The 20,662-nt window shown below is 43.2% G+C and carries 19 protein-coding genes; 7 read left to right on the top strand and 12 right to left on the bottom strand.

All coding sequences use genetic code 11. From position 1 onward, the window contains the following. Positions 1-517: 517 nt before the first annotated feature. The 6 genes from IQ230_RS14605 to IQ230_RS14580 form a co-directional block, all read right to left on the bottom strand. The gene (locus IQ230_RS14605; protein ID WP_193932693.1) at positions 518-1,618 is read right to left on the bottom strand and encodes a WD40 repeat domain-containing protein; all 1,101 of its coding nucleotides are present in this window, start codon (positions 1,616-1,618) and stop codon (positions 518-520) included. A 205-nt stretch (positions 1,619-1,823) separates the two neighbouring features. Beyond that, positions 1,824-2,792 (bottom strand): CobW family GTP-binding protein, encoded by a 969-nt coding sequence (locus tag IQ230_RS14600; RefSeq protein WP_193932692.1) that lies wholly within the window; start codon positions 2,790-2,792, stop codon positions 1,824-1,826. 454 nt (positions 2,793-3,246) lie between these two features. After that, positions 3,247-3,696: a helix-turn-helix domain-containing protein gene (locus IQ230_RS14595; protein ID WP_099704067.1), complete on the bottom strand. Its 450-nt coding sequence runs from the start codon at positions 3,694-3,696 to the stop codon at positions 3,247-3,249. Between the two features lie 477 nt (positions 3,697-4,173). Further along, positions 4,174-6,615, bottom strand: a complete 2,442-nt coding sequence (locus IQ230_RS14590) for a GH116 family glycosyl hydrolase (protein WP_193932691.1) — start codon at positions 6,613-6,615, stop codon at positions 4,174-4,176. Positions 6,616-6,726: 111 nt separating this feature from the next. Further along, on the bottom strand, positions 6,727-7,431 hold the full coding sequence (locus tag IQ230_RS14585; RefSeq protein WP_193932690.1) for a molybdopterin-dependent oxidoreductase: 705 nt from the start codon (positions 7,429-7,431) through the stop codon (positions 6,727-6,729). A 121-nt stretch (positions 7,432-7,552) separates the two neighbouring features. Next, a complete protein-coding gene (locus IQ230_RS14580) occupies positions 7,553-8,137 on the bottom strand; it encodes a cytochrome b/b6 domain-containing protein (protein WP_193932689.1) in 585 nt (194 codons plus the stop codon). Positions 8,138-8,305: 168 nt separating this feature from the next. On the opposite strand from IQ230_RS14580, the gene IQ230_RS14575 reads away from it, so the two are divergent. The 4 genes from IQ230_RS14575 to IQ230_RS14560 all read left to right on the top strand — a co-directional run bounded on the left by IQ230_RS14575 (position 8,306) and on the right by IQ230_RS14560 (position 12,998). Continuing rightward, positions 8,306-10,963 carry a LuxR C-terminal-related transcriptional regulator gene (locus IQ230_RS14575; protein WP_193932688.1) on the top strand — a complete coding sequence of 886 codons (2,658 nt, stop codon included), beginning with the start codon at positions 8,306-8,308 and terminating at the stop codon, positions 10,961-10,963. Positions 10,964-11,095: 132 nt separating this feature from the next. Continuing rightward, positions 11,096-11,440 (top strand): DUF3703 domain-containing protein, encoded by a 345-nt coding sequence (locus IQ230_RS14570; protein WP_193932687.1) that lies wholly within the window; start codon positions 11,096-11,098, stop codon positions 11,438-11,440. A 197-nt stretch (positions 11,441-11,637) separates the two neighbouring features. After that, positions 11,638-12,315: a class I SAM-dependent methyltransferase gene (locus IQ230_RS14565; RefSeq protein ID WP_193932686.1), complete on the top strand. Its 678-nt coding sequence runs from the start codon at positions 11,638-11,640 to the stop codon at positions 12,313-12,315. Positions 12,316-12,341: 26 nt separating this feature from the next. After that, a complete protein-coding gene (locus IQ230_RS14560) occupies positions 12,342-12,998 on the top strand; it encodes a class I SAM-dependent methyltransferase (RefSeq protein WP_193932685.1) in 657 nt (218 codons plus the stop codon). Between the two features lie 211 nt (positions 12,999-13,209). On the opposite strand, the gene IQ230_RS14555 is transcribed toward IQ230_RS14560, so the two are convergent. Both IQ230_RS14555 and IQ230_RS27690 read right to left on the bottom strand, forming a co-directional pair. Beyond that, complete coding sequence (locus tag IQ230_RS14555; protein WP_193932684.1) at positions 13,210-13,875, bottom strand: class I SAM-dependent methyltransferase; 666 nt, start codon at positions 13,873-13,875, stop codon at positions 13,210-13,212. Positions 13,876-13,959: 84 nt separating this feature from the next. Then, the gene (locus IQ230_RS27690; protein WP_193932683.1) at positions 13,960-14,757 is read right to left on the bottom strand and encodes a TetR/AcrR family transcriptional regulator; all 798 of its coding nucleotides are present in this window, start codon (positions 14,755-14,757) and stop codon (positions 13,960-13,962) included. 153 nt (positions 14,758-14,910) lie between these two features. Here IQ230_RS27690 and IQ230_RS14545 point away from each other — a divergent pair, with 153 nt between their 5' ends. Beyond that, positions 14,911-15,324 (top strand): heavy metal-responsive transcriptional regulator, encoded by a 414-nt coding sequence (locus IQ230_RS14545; protein ID WP_193932682.1) that lies wholly within the window; start codon positions 14,911-14,913, stop codon positions 15,322-15,324. 82 nt (positions 15,325-15,406) lie between these two features. Here the strand turns inward: IQ230_RS14545 and IQ230_RS14540 are convergent, their stop codons facing one another. From IQ230_RS14540 to IQ230_RS14525, 4 genes are read right to left on the bottom strand one after another with little or no spacing between them, the layout of a single operon-like run. Further along, a complete protein-coding gene (locus IQ230_RS14540) occupies positions 15,407-15,925 on the bottom strand; it encodes a cupredoxin domain-containing protein (protein WP_193932681.1) in 519 nt (172 codons plus the stop codon). Between the two features lie 19 nt (positions 15,926-15,944). Continuing rightward, positions 15,945-18,224: a heavy metal translocating P-type ATPase gene (locus tag IQ230_RS14535; RefSeq protein WP_193932680.1), complete on the bottom strand. Its 2,280-nt coding sequence runs from the start codon at positions 18,222-18,224 to the stop codon at positions 15,945-15,947. A gap of 21 nt (positions 18,225-18,245) precedes the next feature. Further along, positions 18,246-18,440, bottom strand: coding sequence for a heavy-metal-associated domain-containing protein (locus IQ230_RS14530; RefSeq protein WP_193932679.1), 195 nt, complete (start codon positions 18,438-18,440; stop codon positions 18,246-18,248). 23 nt (positions 18,441-18,463) lie between these two features. Beyond that, positions 18,464-19,126, bottom strand: coding sequence for a DUF305 domain-containing protein (locus IQ230_RS14525; RefSeq protein ID WP_228054940.1), 663 nt, complete (start codon positions 19,124-19,126; stop codon positions 18,464-18,466). A gap of 170 nt (positions 19,127-19,296) precedes the next feature. Between IQ230_RS14525 and IQ230_RS14520 the strand changes: the two genes are divergently transcribed. Both IQ230_RS14520 and IQ230_RS14515 read left to right on the top strand, forming a co-directional pair. Beyond that, positions 19,297-19,509: a chlorophyll a/b-binding protein gene (locus IQ230_RS14520; RefSeq protein WP_193932677.1), complete on the top strand. Its 213-nt coding sequence runs from the start codon at positions 19,297-19,299 to the stop codon at positions 19,507-19,509. A gap of 60 nt (positions 19,510-19,569) precedes the next feature. Continuing rightward, the gene (locus IQ230_RS14515; protein WP_193932676.1) at positions 19,570-20,532 is read left to right on the top strand and encodes an orange carotenoid protein N-terminal domain-containing protein; all 963 of its coding nucleotides are present in this window, start codon (positions 19,570-19,572) and stop codon (positions 20,530-20,532) included. Positions 20,533-20,662 lie beyond the last annotated feature (130 nt).

Genomic DNA, 20,662 nt, shown 5'->3' with positions numbered 1-20,662 from the left:
CTGATTGAGGTGTCACCTTGTGTGTATGCCTTAACTATTTTTTCTCGCAAGTCGAGCGAGTACGGTTTCATTAGACTTCATTTGTGTACTCCTCTTACTGTACCTCATAAACTTGCAATAGGCTGTATATATTTGTGGATCATAAAGAAAAATTATTGTAACCATAGAAAAAATATATAGAAAGAAAAGTACTAAAAGCTTAGTGAATGACGCTGTAGTTGAATTAGAGTCATACAGTAGCTCAAAAAAATAAATATTATGTGTGGAGTAATCATCTTGTCTACCCACATCAGCAGCTAAGCAGGTGGGTGTCATCATTGATCGCACCTTTTATTCTGGTTAATTATTAATTGTTGCTCCACTGACCATTAACCATCGACCGATAACAGCCCTTAAGTTACGATTATTTTCACCCGCTTACTTATTTCACACTTAATGTAAGTTGACAGACTAAATTGTTATTGCCATTTATTGATTGCTTTGATAGATTTTGTCTGTGAAATAGCTTTAATGTATATCAGCGATGATTAAACCCTTGACTGCGACGCGATCGCATCCAAATGCGTAATTCACCGTTTTTCCCGCCAGCAGCAAGTTGCTGACCTTGGGGATGCCAAGCAAGACAGGAAAAGCCTTGAGGTGCGCCTTCTAAAATTTGGGCGATGTGTTTAGCTTTATGCCATAAACAAACTAAACCGTCTTCAGCAGCAGATGCTAAGAGTAAGCTTTGGGGTTGGAATGCGATCGCCTGTATAACGCCGACATGACGCTGTAGTACTCTGCTTTCCCATCCAACAAGATCGTCAGGATGCTTAGACCACACAACGATACCTTCAACACTAGCTGCTGCAAACAAAGGAGTATTTTGCTGGCTGTTTGCGTTTGACCAAGCAATTTGACGAATTTTTCCAGGAAAACCCCGCATCACCCAAGGGTTAGGGTTATTCCATTCAAAAACAGCGATCGTGCGATCCATATTGCCAATTGCAAAAAATTTACCATCACCAGACCACGCCACCGCAAGAGTCGCTGTCGGAAGATCGAAAATATAAGGGTCTTCGTTCCAATCTTGGCTTTCCCAAATTTTGACACCTTGATATCCTGCGATCGCTAAATACTGACCATCAAAGCTCCAATCTAATCCTAGTACTGAAGAAGCATCAAAATTGAGTGTGATAGTTGCTTCTGGTGCTGTTTCATCCCACACCAGAACATTACGCCCCAAACTTAAAGCAAGTTGATTGCATAAAGGATTCCAAGCGAGTCGATCAACCCAATTTGGGGGATGCGCTATGTTAAGGAGTTGCCACTGATTCACCTCAGCATCTTGATGCAGCTGCCAAACTCTAATTCCTGCTTGACCGCCAGCTGCTAGAAAGTAACCATCACTAGAAAAAGCAAGACAGTCTACTGATTGAGTCTGACTTGTTTGCAGTGATAGTCGTTGCCATTCTTCTTGGCTATCAGGTGTATGCTGCCACAGGATAACTTCCCCAGCCGCAGAACAAACAGCCAAAATGTTACCTTGAGGCGACCACGCGATCGCCGTGACGTAATCCTCAAGCATTTCGGAAAAGTACAAATCGAATTGCTGATGATTAACTGTTTGAGATTTCATGATTTTAACTTAAAGAAACATAGAACTTATTTAGCGGGGAGCAAGTGATTAGTGGCTAGTGCGTGAGTTTTGAATCCTCAAGAGTTTTGAGTTTTGAATTGTTCGCGCAGCGTACTGGAGGTAATTATTTTGAATTTTGAATGAGTGAATTTTCTTAACTCAACACTTCACGACTTTCTGTCTCTCTTGCTTCCTCTGCTTCCGACTACGCTATACACGCTAAGAAATTTTCGCGTAACTCAGCTTCATTAAGATTGCGACCGATAAACACGAGCTCATTTTTACGGGTTTCATTGGGTTTCCAATGGCGATCGCGCTTACCTTCAAAGAGCATGTGTACACCTTGAAAAACAAAGCGACGATCTTCTCCAGCAACGTTTAGAATACCCTTCATGCGGAAAATATCAGGTCCGCGAGTTTGTAACAAATAGCTCATCCATTCATTCAACCTGTCCATATTTAAAGCACCATATTCGACCAAAGCAATCGAACCGACAGTTTCATCATGTTCGTGGGCGTTTTCTTGCAAAAAATTTGGGTCAATTTCTAATGCACGACTCAAGTCAAACGCATTCACGCCTAATAATGTGTCCATTTCCAACTCAGCATTGCGAGTCCGGTAGATTTTGGCGATCGCATTCATGCTGCGGATTCGTCGTTCTAACTCCTCCAATACATCTTCTGACACCAAATCAACTTTATTGAGCAAAATGACATCAGCAAACGCAATTTGCTCTTGAGCCTCATCTGCTTCCCAGTGCTGCCAAATGTGCTTAGCATCTACCACAGTCACAACTGCATCTAAACTCAATTGAGTCTGCATATCTTCGTCAACAAAAAACGTTTGTATGACCGGTGCAGGATCAGCTAGTCCTGTTGTTTCAATAACTAAATGATCAAACTTATCGCGCCGCCGCATCAAATTCCCTATAATCCGAATCAGATCGCCACGGACAGTACAACAGATACAACCATTATTCATTTCAAAGATTTCTTCGTCTGTATCAATAACCAATTGGTTATCAATACCCACTTCCCCAAACTCATTCACAATCACAGCGACCTTTTTTCCGTGTTCGTGAGTGAGAATGCGATTGAGTAAAGTTGTTTTACCAGCTCCTAGATAGCCCGTAAGAACTGTAACGGGGACAACGTCAGTTGTTGTAGTTACCATGTGTCCATTCCTTCGTACTATAAGTAATGATAACCATTATCAAATATATAACGGTTTATTCTCTATCTTGAGTCAAGAATCAGAGATTTTGTCAAAGTATTAAGTAAATTCTAGATTAATTGTTCGCTGAGACGCGCAAAATTTTCCAAAATTGGTTAATTTGAGATAATTCAGTTTAGAAATTCACTCAACAAAAATGCATAAATAACCTGCAGTAAATCTTTTAAAAATTGAGCTATAATTGAATTATTAGAAATATAATTGAAAGTTTCACTAGTTAATGTTATGCAGTATTAGTTTAAGTAAAGCTATAAAGTTTAAACTATGAAGTTTTCAAAATTTATTAAAACACATTTTTAAGGGCAATTTTAAAATTGCCCTTAAGTTCTATCTTAATTAAAATCTAGATTTTTCAAAACAGATTCAAAAATATTTAAGCTTTGATGTCAGAAAATCATTTAGTACAGCACTTTCGAGAGGTATCATGTTGCTTTTTGAGGAGCTTTCTGACGTGTGCTCCTGTGAGTTGAATGCCTGTAGATTGTGCAAGATAGTTTGCTAGTCGTTCTCCACTCCAAGCATCAAAATTTAATCCAAACTCACTAGGTTTTTTTTGTACGACTTCCATCAACAAATCAATGTATTCTGTTGTGGCTTTGCGGTAATTACCATTTTGCCTCTGGTCTTTCATACTATCTAAGTTGTCTGGCTCGCTATGCGTGCACCAGTAAGCTACAGTACGATACGAGCAACCAATAAAATCAGCGATTTCTTGATAAGTTTTACCGTCGTTCATTAGGAGTAACATTAGCACCCTTTCCCTGAAGTATGGGCATTGACTTTCGCGCAGCGCTTGCTGCAGTTGTTCTTTTTGGTGAGGTTTGAGGAAATTCTTGACTGGCATGGTTATAAAACTTGCTAATTGTTGCGTTTGTGCAAGTTAGCTGCGCGAGCAGCTGAAAGCATAAGCTCATATTGCAACAAGTGAAACTACGAACCTATGTAGATTTGTCAGTGTTTCAGTCAAGAACTACGCAAATTCGGATCGAACTTTACAGAAACTTTAAGTAAGTGAAAATAAATCAGGACTTACGTAGTTGAGTCAATTCCGTCCCCAGCCCTGTGAATAAATGTTTTTCTTTATCTTCTCCCTCAAAATTAGAGGAGATAAAGAGGGGGCGAGGGAAATTAAATTCAAAGTTCCCGAGAATTGGGTAGCCACTGCGTTGTGGAGCCTGTTGCGTGCGGGGTCCCCCGTTGAGCAAACTGGCGTGGAGTTTCCCCCGTGATAGCAAGTGGCGTGGATTTAGAGGGCAAGTGCGTAAGTTCTACAAATGTAAAATCATTAGCAATTAACCAGCATAAAGCTTGTGATACATCATTACGCCCACCTACTTAAAACACCATAAACTGCCCAAATTGCCATTGGACGGAGGTAGTGACACGCGCGAAATGTACCTTTAGCGGTAATAGCTTCTGGAGTGCGGAACTGCAATCCATTGTCGTAAACTTGCTGTACTACTGCTTGCGTCATGCGCCAGGCTTCAGATTTCATACCCATTTGCATTAGAAACGCCGCGAGTCCAAAGTTAATTCCTGTCCAAACTTCAAGTGGATGGGTTGCATTCGGGTTTTCTGGCGAACCATCAGTTTTTAGACCATTAGCAGCCCCAAATTGACCATCATGAAATTTCAGAAAGCAAGCATCATAGACTGTGTTTAAAGCTTGAGCAGCACACTCATGTGGCACAATGTCAGGTAATCCGAGTAGCCGTGCATAAAATTGCCCGCACAGTTGATCTGCCATCACCACATCAGAACCACTATTGCTATCTAGGCGATAGTATTGACCGTTCCAAAGTTTTTCCTGATAAATAGGACGCGATCGCTCTAACCAAGATTGGAATATATCAATCGTTTCAGGAATTGGTGGATAATCAAGTGCAGAAGTCAGAATTTGACTCACAGGATGATCGTCAGGGTAACTGAGTAAAGTTTTACCAATCGCGATCGCCGCTTCGAGTGCAGCCAACCACAATCCCCCACAGTAAGCACTGACACCTTGCAAGCGCCAGTCATCAAATGTTTGATCTGGTGCGCCTGAATTTTCTGGAATGCCATCTTCATCTAAATCAAACGTCTTTAAATAAGTCAGTGTTTGCACAACGGCTGACCAACAATCCCACAATAACTCCCAATCTGTTGCACCAGTCAGCACAAAGTCGCGGTAAACTTGTAAGACAAAGTCACAAGATAAATCTTTCCACAAGTTGCAATCTTGATAACTTGTATAGTTAGTCGCTTCCCAAGGATGTTCATTCGGTGCGCCTAAGTCGTGGGGTGTCGCACCAGCAACTTTGCGTAAAGCTGTAGGACTTTCTAGCCCTTGGGTATAATAGTAACCAATCACGCGAGTGCGATCGTCGCGTTGCCCAATTGCCCTGGCAAAGGCGCGGATGACTGATTTTTCGAGTTTAGACCAGAGCATTAATAAAGCAAAAGAGCCGTACAATCTGACATCTAAACTTTCATACCAGCGGTAATCAAAACATTCTAAAACTGCAAATTGACCAATAGGATCGCGTTCATCTGCTGCACTCCACAACGTACCACCACTCGTTAAGTCGTACAGTTCGTTAAACAGTGCCATTTTAAAATGACTAGGAACGTCGCGATCTAAAATTGGTTGTTGCCAAGCTTGAATTTGCTGTTGCCAAGTTTGATAGTTTTGCAATGCAGTTTGGGCGATCGCCACTGCACTATCACCACCTCGTCCAAAAAAATCGGTGTAGCGGCGGAAATACTTCACTCCTGACGCAAATTCAGTCACAGGAAAATCCCAAGCGATCGCAAAAGGTATTTCGCGAGTTTCGCCTGGTTGCAGTGTAAATCGCAGAGCGATCGCCGCTGCAATTTGTTCTTGTTCTCCTGCTGGAGTTGTATTTTCAGTATTAGGTAAAGATCCATTATTGGCAAAACTGTGCCAAATCTCTGCACCATCACCGTTAGGATTCCAGCGCGTGTGGTAGAAAAGTTCTACACGGGGTTGTTGCGTAGTTGCGATCGCCCACTGTCCGCTACCGTCGTGTAAATCACTAGCACTGCGTTCTAATAAGCAAGCACAATAATTATCTTCAACAATCAACCGATTAAAATTACCAGCACTATTACCTAAACAAGGTTCATATTCATAAACAGGACTGCCATCATCGCGCATTCTAATTTCAGGATTTTTGATGGCATTTTGAAACCAACCAACTGTATTTTGCCAAGAAAGCATAATACTGAGAGTCAGTGGCTGATTTGTGGGATTATGCGCTGTCCAAACGAAAATGGCAACAGGATAGCTTGTCTCCTGATAATTTTCTGGCAAAATTGGCGAAAACTGCACGCAACTCAGCTGTGCTTGAAAGACATTTTCATAAACAAACCAACTTTGAGGATAAAGCGCGTGATAAACACCATTCTCCTGCCCTGGATACCACTGCCAAGCTGCTAAAGTGTTATCTACCGGAGGCTCAGTACATAAAGCAAAAGCTTGTGACGTTGCTGCTTGCTGCTCAAACACACTAAACTGACACGCCGGAATACTTTTAAAAGTATGTTCGCCACCATCAATGTGCCATAGATTGAAATCGCCCCGCGAAGCGCGACCAATACACCCTGCACCGAAGCCACCTAAAGGCATGCCATGCCAAGGACCATCATCCAAGTTACTAGCCATGCGGACAGTGTAGGGATTGTCCCAACCAAGACCGATGGGACGATTCCAAGTATGAGGAGGAATTGGGAAGTGGTGTTGCTGCTGCTGCTGATTTTCCATTCCCTGATTTTACGCCTTCCTGACTTTTCTGCGACAAACAACGAATGCGGCACTTTTACAAAGCAGGAATTCAACTTCAGCCTTTTACTGCCTCACCCCTCGCTCCTCACATTACAGCCCTGCATACCACTCATAACCTTGATCTTCCCAGTATCCCTTAAAACGCCGCAGTTGATTGACTAATGTGATGCGCGTTACCCATTTACTTTGCTTGTAACCTAGTTTAATTGGCGAAGCGAGACGTAAAGGCGCACCGTTTTCTATAGGTAAAGGTTCTCCATTCTTTTGATCTGCAAGGAGTGTTTGCGGATGAACCGCAGAAGCTAAATCCCAACTTTCGTAATAGCCATCAGCCGATTCAAAATATACATAGCGGACATCTGACTTAGGTTGCGCCAGTGTTACCAAATCGCCAAGGCGGACACCACCCCATTGCACGATCGCCGCCCACCCTTCAACGCAAACATGACGAATTGTCATTGTCTGATGTGGTAACTGCTGAATTTCTGCAATGCTCAAGCTCAAGGGATTATTCACCTCACCGTCGATAATTAATCGAAAAGTTGATGGATCGATAACGGGAGTAAATCTATAGGTATTAACAATAAGTGCTTCTGGCTCAATCTCACTTTCAGGAAATTCTGGTATCAGCTTTTGAGGATTAAATAGTAAAGACTCGACGCTTTGGTTAAGTGGTTCAAATGTTTTACCGACAACACCTTCAACCAAACTCAGGGCACACCCGCCGAGTAATAAACTCAGACTTGAAAGCCCAGATAATTCTAAAAAGCGGCGACGTGACGGAAATTGATGCATTTTTTTATGTGAATTCGACGGGACGCTTGGCGACTAAAGTCGCAGCTATATAAGCGAAGTCCACCTGCGTGGACTAATGGTAACAATCTATCTTTGTAGGAACCTCTGCTTCTTCATCTCATTACCAAAACATTGATTCAACTAAACGCGAACCACCTACTTTAAGACTTAACCAGGAGTGAATCGCGGCATAAATAACTACTAATGGCACTGTTGCAAAATGAACAATTCTCAAAGCTTGCCAACTGCCAAAACAATCGACAATCCAGTGAAATTGAGCAGGTTTATACATCCCTAATCCAGTAAAGATTGCTAGCAGTAATATTGGAACGATCGCCGTGTAAGTAATCCGATGCCAAGCATAGTTGCGTCGCTTTTGGTTTTGAGTGCGCTGTAGTGCTTTGATATCTTTATCACTAACAAATCGATGTCGCCAGCGGCGTGTCACCAGAATATAAATACCGTACCATAGTAAATTGAGTGCAAATAGCCACATGGCGGCAAAATGCCAGTGTCTCCCGCCTGCTAGCCAACCTCCCAGCAAAAATATCGGCGGGAAAGGAATGCCGTTACGTCCGCCAAAAACTGGGTTGGCATTATATATTTGCAATCCGCTGGTAATCATTAATAACAAACTAATGATATTGACCCAATGAAAAATTTTGGCAGAGAGATTTTGTCGCGGGATAACTGAATCAGCAGTCATAGCTTGAGCGTCCTACTCACTATCTATTCCCAGGGTTTACTCTAACGTATAAGCTAAATTAGGAAAAAGCGAGCATCTAGCTTAAAGATCAAGCCCGATCGCAATTTGATAATCAACTCATCTGCATGGCGGTGCTGCAACTATAAGAAAGATTGATGGGCAGGACTTATGACTAGCCCGCTGTTATCAACAAAATTTTATGTTCCGACAATGCGATCGTCCCTCGTGAGGCGCGATCGCTTAATTGAGCAGTTAAATCAGGGTAGGGAGTGTAAGTTAATTCTGATTTCGGCAACTGCTGGCTTTGGTAAGACAACATTATTAAGTGAGTGGTCGCGTCAAACTGAAATGGCAGTCAGCTGGCTATCTTTAGATCAAGGTGATAATCAACCCTTACGCTTCTGGACATATTTTGTTACTGCGCTCAAAGTATTCAAACATGAAATCGGAGAATCGACTCTAGCAATGCTCCACGCGATCGAACCTGCTGGGTTTGAGTCTTTTTTAATTCCACTAATTAATGAAATTGCTAGTCTTCCCGATGAGTATGTTTTAGTTTTGGATGACTATCATGTCATTACTGCGCCTCTAATTCAACAAGCACTCACTTTTTTGCTTGAGCATCTACCACCTCAACTTCACTTGGCGATCGCAAGTCGTGTCGATCCTCCTTTACCTTTAGCAAGAATGCGGGCTTGCGGTCAATTAGTTGAAATCCGCACTCCGGATTTGCGGTTCACTATTGCCGAGGTAGCTGAGTTGGTTAACCAGTCGTCCTTACAACTATCAAAAGAACAGCTAGAGACGATTCAAGCCCGAACAGAAGGATGGGTAGTCGCGTTGCAGTTGGCATTACTGTCGGTACGAAATACTAAAGACTCTGCATTGATTGCGTTGCAAGACCAGCGTTACATCCTAGACTATTTAGTCGAGGAAGTGCTAGAGTGCCAGCCCAAACACATCCAAACTTTTCTCTTGCGAACCTCGATTCTAGAGCGAATGTGTGACTCTCTCTGTGCAGCCGTGGTGGGACACGATGGGCTAAATGTTATTGAATTAGAACAGCTAGAACACCGTAATCTATTTGTTGTGCCGTTAGACCGCGATCGCAACTGGTATCGATATCATCACCTCTTTCGCGAACTACTGTATCATCGGTTGTACCGCGTATCTGAGCAAGTACCAGAGTTTCACCGTCGCGCTGCTTGGTGGTATGCACAGCACAAATTCATATTAGAAGCAATTGGACACGCGATCGCAGCTCAAGATTTTCTGTGGACAGCAGAATTGATTGAACAAGAAGCACAGACGAGTCATCCTCGTTTTGATTCGGTAACGTTGCTCGCTTGGCTAGAAGTACTACCTCAGGAACTCGTAGCAAATCGCCCGTGGTTGTTGCTGGCTGAGGGATGGGCGCGATATTCTTTATCACAATTTGAGGCGGCGTTTGTTGCAGTACAAAACATTGAATATTTGTTAACACAACAACCACAAGAGGAAAGTGCAAATACCCAAAGGCTTTGGGGACTCGTTACAGCAATCAAAGGAATGCAAGCACGACAGCAGGGAGATGGGAATACAGCGATCGCCTTGATGCAACAAGCATTACAACTCCTACCTCAAGATGGTTCCTGGATACGGGCAATGATTGTCTTAAATTTGGGTGTTACCTACTTTGTCATTGACAACTTTACCGCAGCACTCCCAGTCTTGAATGAAGCCACTCGCATTGGTCAAGTTAAAGGTATTGCCGATCCAGCGATCGCGGGCTTGTATTTACAGGCGCAGTTTCAAGCTTTGCGGGGGCGAATGTATCAAGCAGTCACGCTATGTCAACAAGGTGTCGATCTAGCAACCAAACGCGGATGGTTAGCAACCTATGCAGGTGTTTTAGTCCAAGTAGCGATCGCTGAATTCTTACGCGAACAAAATCAACTAGAAGCAGCAGCACAACACTTACACGAGAGCATCGAACGCGGTAGCCAAACACGCCAACCTGGTGTCATGATGGGCTACATTACCTTAGCACGAGTGCGTCAAGCGCAAGGCGATACGCAAGCAGCCTGGGAAGCAATTCAAGCAGCAGAGCAATTACCAACGTGGTTGTGGCCTACAATTCTTTCTGTTGCGACTTGTCGAGTACGATTGCATCTGGCGCAGGGAAATTTGGCAGAAGCGATCGCCTGGGCAGAAAATAGCGATCTAGATGTAGAGGATGAACTGCAATATAGTTCTGAGCTAGATTACCTCACTTTTGCGAGAGTACTTATTGCTCGTGGTACGTCGGCAAATGAATCTAAGTTATATCTCGATAATGCGATGCGACTACTTGCCCGACTTTATGATTTTGCCAAAGCAGGTGGGCGTAAAGCACGAGTAATGGAAGTATTAATATTGCAAGCTTTAGTATTTCAAGCTCGCGGAGATATAGCGCAAGCTTTACACTGCTTAGAAAAAGCACTTTATATCCCCCGTAGTGGAGAATATATTTGGCTGTTTGTCGATGAAGGCAAGCCGATGATTGCGTTGTTGCGTCATGCTGCTACACAAAGAATTCATCCAAAATATGTCAGTTGTTTGTTTGCAGCTTTTGGTCACGTCGTTGTTCCGACTCCAGCCCAGTCTCTAATTGAACCTTTGAGTCATCGCGAACTAGAGGTTTTACATTATCTTGCGAATGGTCTTTCTAATCAGGCGATCGCAGATGAACTGATTGTCAGTCTCCCCACTGTGAAATGGCACGCCCGCAATATCTACAGCAAGCTGAACGCAAGTAACCGCACTCAGGCAGTCATGCGAGCCAGAGAAATTGGGCTTTTGGAGTAGGGGATCGTAAAAAATACTGCCAACCATCCTTTTGGCTAGTGGCTAATTGTCCCGAAAGAATCATATTGGAATTAAAGCAGTCTTGGGGTGAATGCTTACAGAATTAGTTTTTACCCAAGATAGGAGGCGCTGATGAAAGCAATCTTACGCGAACATTTTCAAGCCGAAATAGCTAAAGCACAACTAGCCCTTGAAGCAAAAAAATTTGCAGATGCGTGGACAGCATTGCAAAGAGCACATATTCTTGGTCAGATGTATCCTGTGCCGCATGCGATCGCTCACTGGGAAATGCTGAAGCTAGCTTGGTTACAAAGAGATATTAAGGAGATTCACGGACAATTCTGGCAAACTGTATGGGCAGCACCCTTGACCTTACTATTTGGGCGCAAACGCTCGTTGCGAGATGGCAAAGTGAACCTTGAGAATACACAAAGAATGTCTATTCCAGACGACTTACTTGAGATCCTCAAGCAATAACGTTACACAAAACAATCGCGATCTCTTAGGTTGAGGGAACCGCGGGAGAAAGAAGATGAGATCCTGATTTGTAGCAACCATTCTTTGAATTGGCATAGAAAAACCATCCTTGCACCTATCCTTTTGGACATTGGAAATTGCTGCTGTAAGCGCGACATTGAAACTATAGCAACTTGATGTCGTCAGGAGTTTTTCTCATGCAGTGGGTTATCGGATGGTGGCAAATTTCAATTCAGCGAGTTTGTCCGACAAACGATCAACTGCGCCAAATGTACAATAAGGCTGCTCCACGCTGGCACGCTTACCTTCAACTTTTTGGTTATCACCGTGCCTACGTTAAGTTATTTCGATCGCTACAAAAATCTGGAATGTTAACTCTTAGCGATCGCTCAAGTGTATGCGATTGTGGCATTGGCACAGGTGCCCTGAGTCTCGCTTTAGCCCAAACTGTAGACCATTTAAAGATTGTTGGTGTAGATATTTCTCCAGAAATGTTAGCGAAGGCGCACCAGTTACTCAATCAAGCAGGAGTGAATCATCAAGTCTATCAGGGTAACGTGCGGCTTTTGCCTTTTCATGACAACACTTATGACTTGGTTATGAGTGCGCATATGTTAGAGCATTTGCCTAATCCTGATCGAGGACTCCTAGAAATGGTCAGGGTGTTACGCCCAAAAGCACCACTAATCGTTGTCGTAACGCTTCCAGGACTACTTGGATCTTTGATTCAGTTGCAGTGGGGCAATGCTTGTCTGACACCGGAGATTTTAGTAGAGATGATGACCAAGGCAGGATTGACTGATATTCATTGCTATTCACTGACTAACGGATTTCCTCGTTGGTCAAGTATTGCGTGTCTGGGATTTAAACAGTAATCAATTACGTTCAACCATTCACAACTATGATTAAAAATTTTAAACGCCACAAAGAACTATTTTGGTTCATGGGATTGGTAGCGATCGCCTCCTATTTTTCTTGGGTGTTCTACAACAAACACTCTCTCGACAATGAAGCAAATCGGTTGAGTCATTTATTGAACTTGCAACCTAGTGCAGTTGTTGCAGAAATTGGTGCTGGAAATGGAGATTTAACTGTCCGCATTGCACAGCATATTGGTCCTAGTGGCAAGATCTACTCGACGGAACTCAACCCACAGCAATTAAAAGCGATCCAAAATAACGTAAAAAAGCATAATCTGACAAACGTACAAGTGATTCAAGGAGCAGTCGATCGAACCAACTTACCGCCAGAATGTTGCGATGCAATTTTTATGAGAGGCGTCTATCATCACTTCACGCAACCCGAACGCATGAATGAGAGTTTGCAGCAGTCTTTACAACCTCAAGGATTGCTAGCGATCGCAGACTTTCCTCCTAATTGGTTCTTAAATTTTTGGAAGTTAGAAGGTGTGCCAGAAAACCGAGGCGGTCATGGTATTACAAAAGAACTACTAATTGAAGAAGTGACGCAAGCAGGGTTTGAAGTAGAGCAAGTTGTTGATGATTGGGAAGGCAATCTCTATAATGTTGTCTTTCGCAAAACCAAGCTTGGCGAATAAATTCGCAGCTACATAAACTAAATCCACCAATTCAAAGTTCTGAGTGTTGAGTTTTGAGTGTTGAGTTAGGCAAATTCTTTTAATAAATGCCTCCGGCACGCTACGCGAACAAAACGTGCTAAGGCACCGCTACGCTAACAAAATTCAAAACTTAAAACTTTACTTGGGTAGCCCCGACTTCAGTCGCAGGGCATCTGCAATTCTTACAGGACTATTTAGCCTTCTTTGTTGCTACACCAATAATTTGCGGACTCACAAGTGCTGGTACTGCATCTGCTTGAAAATTCTCATAATCTAGCTTTTCAAAACCTACCTTTTCTAATACACTCCAAGTTTCTCGATTTGGATGACACCCGTCACCCAGAACTTGCCAAAGCGGACTAATCCAATTTTGAATTTTACGCAGCCTTGTATCTTGAGGAGCCGCAACGTGTTCGAGAAAAAAGAACTGACCGCCAGGCTTAAGCACTCGCAAAATCTCCTTTAGTGTTCCTTCCAAATCATTTACTGAACAGAGAACAAGTGTACTAACAACTGCATCCACACTGTTATCCTCCGCATCGAGTCGTTCCGCAGTACCATGACGAATTTCAATATCTAACCCAACACGTTCGGCTTCTTGTTTCAAATAAGAATGCATATACGGATTTGGCTCAACTCCAATCCAGTGCGTATCGTGAGGATAGTAAGACAAGTTAGGTCCTGTTCCTGGTCCAATTTCTAAAACATTGCCATGCACTCCAGCAAATAATTTTTGCTTGCGATCGCGCATCGCTGCCTCATAGTCTGCATTTCCATGTGCCATCATCCAGGCAAAAAAGCGTTGATACCAACCTGGAGTACGTTGTGTTTTTGGTTCCACACCATTGTGCAACATAGTTTACTCTCCTTTTGTTTCAACATACCGACTGTATAGTATGTTAACCTAAAAAAGATTGCTCGCAAAGAGTTGCTACATAATTTAACTATTTGATGTTGGTTGAATTCCTTGCCACAGAAGCCTTGCAAGCTGATCGCTCCAAGCTACAAGGTTAATGCGTTCCGGTTCCACCATTTGTGCGAGCATTAATCCATCAATCAGCGCAGCCCAGAAGACTCCAATCACAAAAGGATCGACATCAGCAGCTAGTTTTCCCTCAGCTTGCAATCGATGCAGCATTTGTACGATCGCAGTTTCACGTTCGCGACAGTTAGGACTAATTAATACGTTTTGCACCTCTGGTTCGCGACTTTGAACCATAAACTCCATGTAAAGACGGCACCAGTTGGGATTAGCTGTAATGTGGTGTAGTTGTCTAGCAAGTACCTTAGCAACTTCTGCTTGTGGATTAGGGTGATTCAAAGTTTGCTGAGCAACTTCTGGCGTGATAGATAGAGGAGACTGCAATTGTTCTTCTAGTAATGCTAAAAATAAGTCACTTTTGCTTTGAAAGTGCCAGTAAACAGCACCTTTCGTTAAACCAATTGCGTTAGCGATCGCATCAAGGGTTGCTCGTTCGTAGCCTTCTTGCGCAAATACTTGCTGCGCTGCTTGTAGAATTCGACTGCGAGTATCCAACGGTGCTGACTGTGGCGATCGCTGTTGCTCATTTGCTAGAAATGCTTGTAGTTGATCTTTACTACCCAAGTAGCGACGAACTGTTGGTTGACTAACACCCGCTTTCTGTGCGATAGCACTCATAGTGATTTTGTCAATGGGGTAATCTTTAGCTAAGTGTCTAGCTGCATCTAGAATGCGATCGCGAATAGTCACAGGCACTATGTTTCAGTATACATACCATCCAGTATGCCAAATCCGAGCTACTCTATTGCTGAATAAAAGCTATAATAAATCTCTAGTTAACTAGAGAGTTGAGCAATGACAGTAGTACTTTAATGTGAATGTCCAATCTTATCAGTCTGGAGGTAGTTAATGTTAACTCAAGATAAAAAAGCACTTTTAATTGGGCAAGTAACAGCACTGAGTGGAATTCCGATTAGAACAATTCGCTATTATGAAAGCTTGGGTTTACTGCAATCAGCAGGACGAACTGAAGGGGGTTTTCGGCAGTTCTCTGTTGACGTGCTAACGCGCTTGTCTTTTATTAAACGCGCCCAAAGTCTTGGACTTAGCCTCGAAGAAATCGGCGAGATTCTCAACGTTCACGATCGCGGCGAACTACCCTGCGGTGAGGTCAAGGAAAAATTAGAGGAAAAAGTTACACAAATTGACCAACAAGTCAAGCAACTATTAACTCTACGTGCTGAATTAAATGGATTACTCTCAGGCTGGGAAGATTTCCCTCATCAACACGAAGACACAATTTGTCCCAATATTCAAAAATAGAAACATTGTCATTGGTAATGGAAAAGCTTCATTAACAATTACCCATTACCCTTATCCAAAGGCTCTAATCAATGACATCAATTTATCGTACTTCCACTACACCGCGAAACATATTCATGCCGCAGGTAAATTGATATTGCCCTGGTTTTGCAGGTGTAAATTCAACAGGAGTGACACGATCTAACTCTAAATCTTGCGCAATATGAAAGTCGGGGAATAACACTTTTTCTAGACAACTACTTGGATCGCGACGCAGAAAGTTAAGTCGCACAGGTTGACCTGCGTTGACTACAATGCGATCGGGTTGATAGCCACCATCGACTGCGATTGTTAACTCTTGAATTCCTTGATGCGCTTGTGCTTGTTGAGATTTAGTTTTACTCAGCAAAAACCACCATAACTCTAGCCCAATCAAAGCAATACCACCTACTGTCACGCCAACTTTTAACCCTAAAGGTTGTTCAATGCGACGAAATTGATTCGTTGGAGCGATTTCACCTGGCATTTCATAAGGCATTTGTGCCAATGCACTACCTGATGTAGTTCCCAACAGCAACCCTAATCCTGCAAGACTTCCCCAAATTTGACTTCGGCTGAACATTCGTTAAACTCCTCCTAAATTATGTAGTTGCTTTGGGCTGAAAGTTACGTAAACGCAGAGCATTAGTAACAACAGATACAGAACTAAATGCCATAGCTGCTCCAGCGATAATCGGATTGAGTAACCAGCCAAAGATAGGAAAGAGAATTCCCGCTGCAATGGGAATACCAGCAACGTTGTAGATAAAGGCGAAGAAAAGGTTCTGACGGATGTTGCGGATCGTGGCATGACTGAGTTGAATTGCTGTAATAATTCCTTGTAGTTCGCCAGAGATTAAAGTAATATCGCTAGCCGCGATCGCCACATCAGTTCCCGTACCAATGGCAATTCCGACATCAGCTTGGGCTAATGCTGGTGCATCGTTGATACCATCACCTACCATTGCAACTGTCTTGGATTTTGAATGTCTACCTCGTTCCCTTTGCAATGATTGAACAATTGCCGCTTTTTGGTCGGGACGCACTTCAGCAAAAACGCGATCAATTCCGACTTGAGTTGCGATCGCTTCTGCGGTTGCACGGTTATCGCCAGTGAGCATGACGACTTCTAATCCTAATCGTTGTAATGCCCTGACAGCTTCTGCCGAAGATGGTTTGAGCGCATCTGCAATACCCATAAGTCCTTGCATTTTGCCATTAACTGCAATCCAAACCGCAGTTTTTCCGGCAACTTCTAATGTTGTTTTCCGTTCTACAAGGGCGCGGGTATCAACGCCTAATTCTTCCATCCAGCGCTGCGTACCAATTTGCACTAAGCGATCGCTCACAATTCCTTGAACGCCACTACCAGCGATCGCCTCAAAATCTTTCACTTGTGCAAGATCGACTTGTTGCGCTTGTGCATACCTCACTACAGCTTCTGCTAGGGGATGTTCTGAGTTACGTTCTACTGATGCTGCTAGCTGGATGAGTTTTAATTCATTACGATTGGCTGTACCGTTGACAGTCACAAAATCTGTCACCGTGGGTTTACCTTCAGTAATTGTCCCCGTTTTGTCTAAAACAATCGTTTGAATTTTGTGCGCGAGTTCTAAACTTTCTGCACCCTTGACTAAAATGCCATTTTCTGCACCTTTACCTGTTCCGACCATAATAGAGGTAGGAGTTGCTAAGCCCAAAGCACAGGGACAGGCAATAATCAACACGCCAATCGTTGTAATTGTTGCGAGTGTTAAGTTGCCTAAGAAGTTAAACCAAATGATAAACGTTGCGATCGCCACCGCAATAACTGCTGGTACGAACCATCCCGTGACGCGATCGGCAAGTTGCTGAATCGGAGCTTTAGAGCCTTGTGCTTGTTGTACAAGCTTCACAATTTGCGCCAGAAAAGTATCTTTACCAACGCGCGTTGCACGAAACTTAAAACTACCAGTTTTGTTAATCGTTGCGCCAATAACTTCGTCCCCTGGTTGCTTCTTCACAGGGACACTTTCACCCGTTACCATCGCTTCATCAACCGTAGAAGCGCCTTCAATCACTTCACCATCAACCGGAATTTTTTCTCCAGGACGCACCAAGATAACATCATCAATCCTGACTTCCTGGATTGGAATATCCATTTGTTGTCCGTCACGAATCACTCTCGCATCTCGCGCTTGTAATCCAATAAGTTTGCGAATTGCTTCTGAAGTTTGACCCTTAGCCCGATTTTCCAGCAACCGCCCTAGCAAAATCAGCGTAATCACAACCGCAGAAATTTCATAATAAACTGCTGGTTCAAGCCCTTGCGCGAGAAAGAAGTTCGGGAAAAACGTCGGAACTAGTGAATAGAAATAAGCTGCACTTGTACCCAGTGCTACTAGCGTATCCATCGTAGCTGTGTGGCGTTTAAACGCTTTCCAAGCTCCTTGGTAAAAGGATTCTCCACTCCAAAATTGAATCGGAGTCGTCAACACAAGTTGAAACCAAGGATTGTGTAGCCATGCAGGAATCCAAGGTATATGTAGCCCCGTCATCATTGGTAATCCACCAATCACGAGGATGATACTGATAACAGCTCCTACCCACAGCTTACGCTTTAGTTTTTTTGATTCGGCTAGCCGTGCGGCTTTTTCTGCATCGTCTTCTCCGTTTACCATTTCTTGGTTTTGGAGTGAGTATGACGAATATCCTGCTTCATCAATCGCAGCTTGAATTTTTTCAATGTTAGTTTTGTCGGGGTTGTATGTGACTGCGGCTTGTTCTGCACCAAAGTTGACGTTACACTCAGTTACCCCTGGAACTGCGCGAATGGCTTCTTCAATGTTGTTAGCACAAGAGGCACAACTCATACCTCTGAGTTTTAGTGTGAGTGTCTCCATGAGAGAATCCTCTAGATTAGATTAAGCAGTGGGATATCCGACAGATGCTAAAGCTTCTTTAACTACGGTTTCTGATGCTTGAGTTTCGACGTTGACAAGTTTAGTTTTTGGCTCGGCTTGAACTGTAGCGTTGGCATCTACTGACTTAATTGCTTTGGTAATTGTATTTACGCAAGCTGAACAAGCCATTTTAGGAACTTTCAGTGTGAGTGTCATAGGTTTAAGGATGCATGAAAAATCTACTGATACCAGGTTTGATACCATTGCTGCATTTGGTTAATTTCAGCGGATTGCGACTGAATAATTGTTTGCGCCAAGTTACGAATTTCTGGACGTTCTGCTCGGTTGGCAACCATTCGCGCCATCATGATTGCTGATCGATGATGCGGAATCATCTGACGAATGAATTCTCGATCGAAGTCAGATGCAGTTCTCAGAGATTCCATATCCATGCTCATCATGGGCGATCGCATCGCCATTCCCTGCATTCTCATGCCAGTCATCGAGGTTGCAGGTACTTCGGTGCCATACCACTTTTTGTACCACGATCGCATCTGCTCAATTTCTCGCGTTTGCTCGGTTTTAATACTTTCAGCCAACTTTCTAATTTCAGGACGTTGAGCTTTTGTCAGTGCTAACTCTGCCATATCTACTGCTTCTTGGTGGTGCGGAATCATCATTTCGATGAAGTGCCCTTGTTGTCTCCCAGCCATCGCGCTATGCATGGTTGTCATATTGCAAGGAGAAGATTGCAGTGCTTGGCTATTTGCTCTACCACTGACGATCAAAGCTGGAATTGCACTACCTGCAAGTACACCTACAAGCCCGTAAAGTATTGATTTTTTGAGCATATTGCTCCTTTCTTTGCCAAAGGCACTATCTGACGGTTTACGGTAGGTCAAACCGTTTTGCTATGACTACATGGTAAACTCTCTACTCAACTAGAGAGTCAAGGGGTATGCGAAAAGTTCTTTTCCGCAATTTGTGTAACATTTTTTCTAAATAACTTTACAAAACTTAAGATATTCTGTTACATTCATTTACATAAAGACAAATGCATTAGGAGAATTTTATGAGCGCACGCCAGTACGTTATTGATGACCGAGGTTTAGCAAACACCTTTGCAATTGAACCCAAGATGTATGTACAAGAAAGCCAAACTGGCTTTACTCCTTATGCTGAAATGCTTAACGGTCGCTTAGCAATGATTGGGTTTGTGTCACTAATAGCGTTGGAAGTATTCACTGGACACGGCTTAATAGGTTTTTTTGCTAACCTCTCCTAGATTTAACGTCTCTAAATATTGCCAGCAAAAACTTAAAAAATACCATTGGAGCTTCCAACCATGACTTATACGCTCGAATCAGCACAAACTATCTTCACCGATACACAAGTACCAAGCCCAATTCCGGCAACGATCGCGCTATTCGAGCAACTTAACGTTGATGATAAATTGGCACTACTCTGGTATGCTTACACCGAGATGGGGCGGACAATTACTCCTGCCGCAGTAGGTGCAGCCCGCTTACAACTCGCAGAGGGTTTGCTCAATCAAGTTAAGCAGATGTCAGCTGCTGATCAGACTCAATTCATGCGCGATTTGGCTAGCCGTGCGAACACGCCATTAAGTCGTTCTTATGGGTTCTTCAGCGTGAATACTAAGCTGGCTTTTTGGTATGAGCTTGGTGAACTGATGAAGCAAGGAGTTGTTGCTCCTATCCCCCCAGACTATCAAATGACTCCTGGTGTCAAAGCAGTACTTGCAGCAATTCAGAAACTCGATCCAGGCGAACAAATTACAGTATTACGTAATGCTGTAGTAGATATGGGATTTGAAGATGCTGTAGCACCTAGTCCCACAGAAACAGCCGATGAGCCGATGTTCCCACGGACTGAACCTGCACCGACAAAACTTAAAGTTGAAGGAATTACAGATTCTACAGTTCTCAACTATTTTGCTGCGCTGAACGCTGATGACTTTGAGGCTGCACTTGCACTGTTTACTCCTGATGGTGCTTTGCAACCACCCTTTCAAAAGCCAATTGTAGGACCAGATGCGATCGCAAAATATATGCGTTCGGAAGCCCAAGGACTAAACCTGATGCCACAACAAGGTATATCAGAGACTTTACCCGATGGTTCTAAGCAATTAAAAGTTACTGGAGTAGTTCAAACGCCTTGGTTTGGTGTCAATGTAGGAATGAATATCGGTTGGCGGTTTTTACTCAATCCCCAAGGCAAGATATTCTTCGTCGCAATTGATATGCTGGCGTCTCCACAGGAACTGCTAAGTTTACGCCCTCGATAAAACTAGAGTGTTGAATCCTAAAGAGTTTTGAGTTTTGTTAGCGTAGCGGTGCCTTAGCACGTTTTGAATTGTTCGCGAACAAAGGTGCGGAGGCAATTATTTTGAGTTTTGAATGAGTGAATTTTCTTAA

The sequence above is a fragment of the Gloeocapsopsis crepidinum LEGE 06123 genome, from assembly GCF_015207655.1.
GTDB lineage: Bacteria > Cyanobacteriota > Cyanobacteriia > Cyanobacteriales > Chroococcidiopsidaceae > Gloeocapsopsis > Gloeocapsopsis crepidinum.
Note: the sequence above shows the minus strand (reverse complement) of the source record. Positions and strands in the feature narration are given on the sequence as shown.

Coding starts and splice junctions, on each gene's coding strand:
- IQ230_RS14585 (WP_193932690.1), bottom strand. CDS start 7,431: ATGCATCAATTTCCGTCACGTCGCCGCTTTTTAGAATTATCTGGGCTT.
- IQ230_RS14560 (WP_193932685.1), top strand. CDS start 12,342: ATGATTAAAAATTTTAAACGCCACAAAGAACTATTTTGGTTCATGGGA.
- IQ230_RS14530 (WP_193932679.1), bottom strand. CDS start 18,440: ATGACACTCACACTGAAAGTTCCTAAAATGGCTTGTTCAGCTTGCGTA.
- IQ230_RS14580 (WP_193932689.1), bottom strand. CDS start 8,137: ATGACTGCTGATTCAGTTATCCCGCGACAAAATCTCTCTGCCAAAATT.
- IQ230_RS14590 (WP_193932691.1), bottom strand. CDS start 6,615: ATGGAAAATCAGCAGCAGCAGCAACACCACTTCCCAATTCCTCCTCAT.
- IQ230_RS14545 (WP_193932682.1), top strand. CDS start 14,911: ATGTTAACTCAAGATAAAAAAGCACTTTTAATTGGGCAAGTAACAGCA.
- IQ230_RS14600 (WP_193932692.1), bottom strand. CDS start 2,792: ATGGTAACTACAACAACTGACGTTGTCCCCGTTACAGTTCTTACGGGC.
- IQ230_RS14555 (WP_193932684.1), bottom strand. CDS start 13,875: ATGTTGCACAATGGTGTGGAACCAAAAACACAACGTACTCCAGGTTGG.
- IQ230_RS14535 (WP_193932680.1), bottom strand. CDS start 18,224: ATGGAGACACTCACACTAAAACTCAGAGGTATGAGTTGTGCCTCTTGT.
- IQ230_RS14540 (WP_193932681.1), bottom strand. CDS start 15,925: ATGTTCAGCCGAAGTCAAATTTGGGGAAGTCTTGCAGGATTAGGGTTG.
- IQ230_RS14570 (WP_193932687.1), top strand. CDS start 11,096: ATGAAAGCAATCTTACGCGAACATTTTCAAGCCGAAATAGCTAAAGCA.
- IQ230_RS14520 (WP_193932677.1), top strand. CDS start 19,297: ATGAGCGCACGCCAGTACGTTATTGATGACCGAGGTTTAGCAAACACC.
- IQ230_RS14605 (WP_193932693.1), bottom strand. CDS start 1,618: ATGAAATCTCAAACAGTTAATCATCAGCAATTCGATTTGTACTTTTCC.
- IQ230_RS14565 (WP_193932686.1), top strand. CDS start 11,638: ATGCAGTGGGTTATCGGATGGTGGCAAATTTCAATTCAGCGAGTTTGT.
- IQ230_RS14515 (WP_193932676.1), top strand. CDS start 19,570: ATGACTTATACGCTCGAATCAGCACAAACTATCTTCACCGATACACAA.
- IQ230_RS14575 (WP_193932688.1), top strand. CDS start 8,306: ATGACTAGCCCGCTGTTATCAACAAAATTTTATGTTCCGACAATGCGA.
- IQ230_RS14595 (WP_099704067.1), bottom strand. CDS start 3,696: ATGCCAGTCAAGAATTTCCTCAAACCTCACCAAAAAGAACAACTGCAG.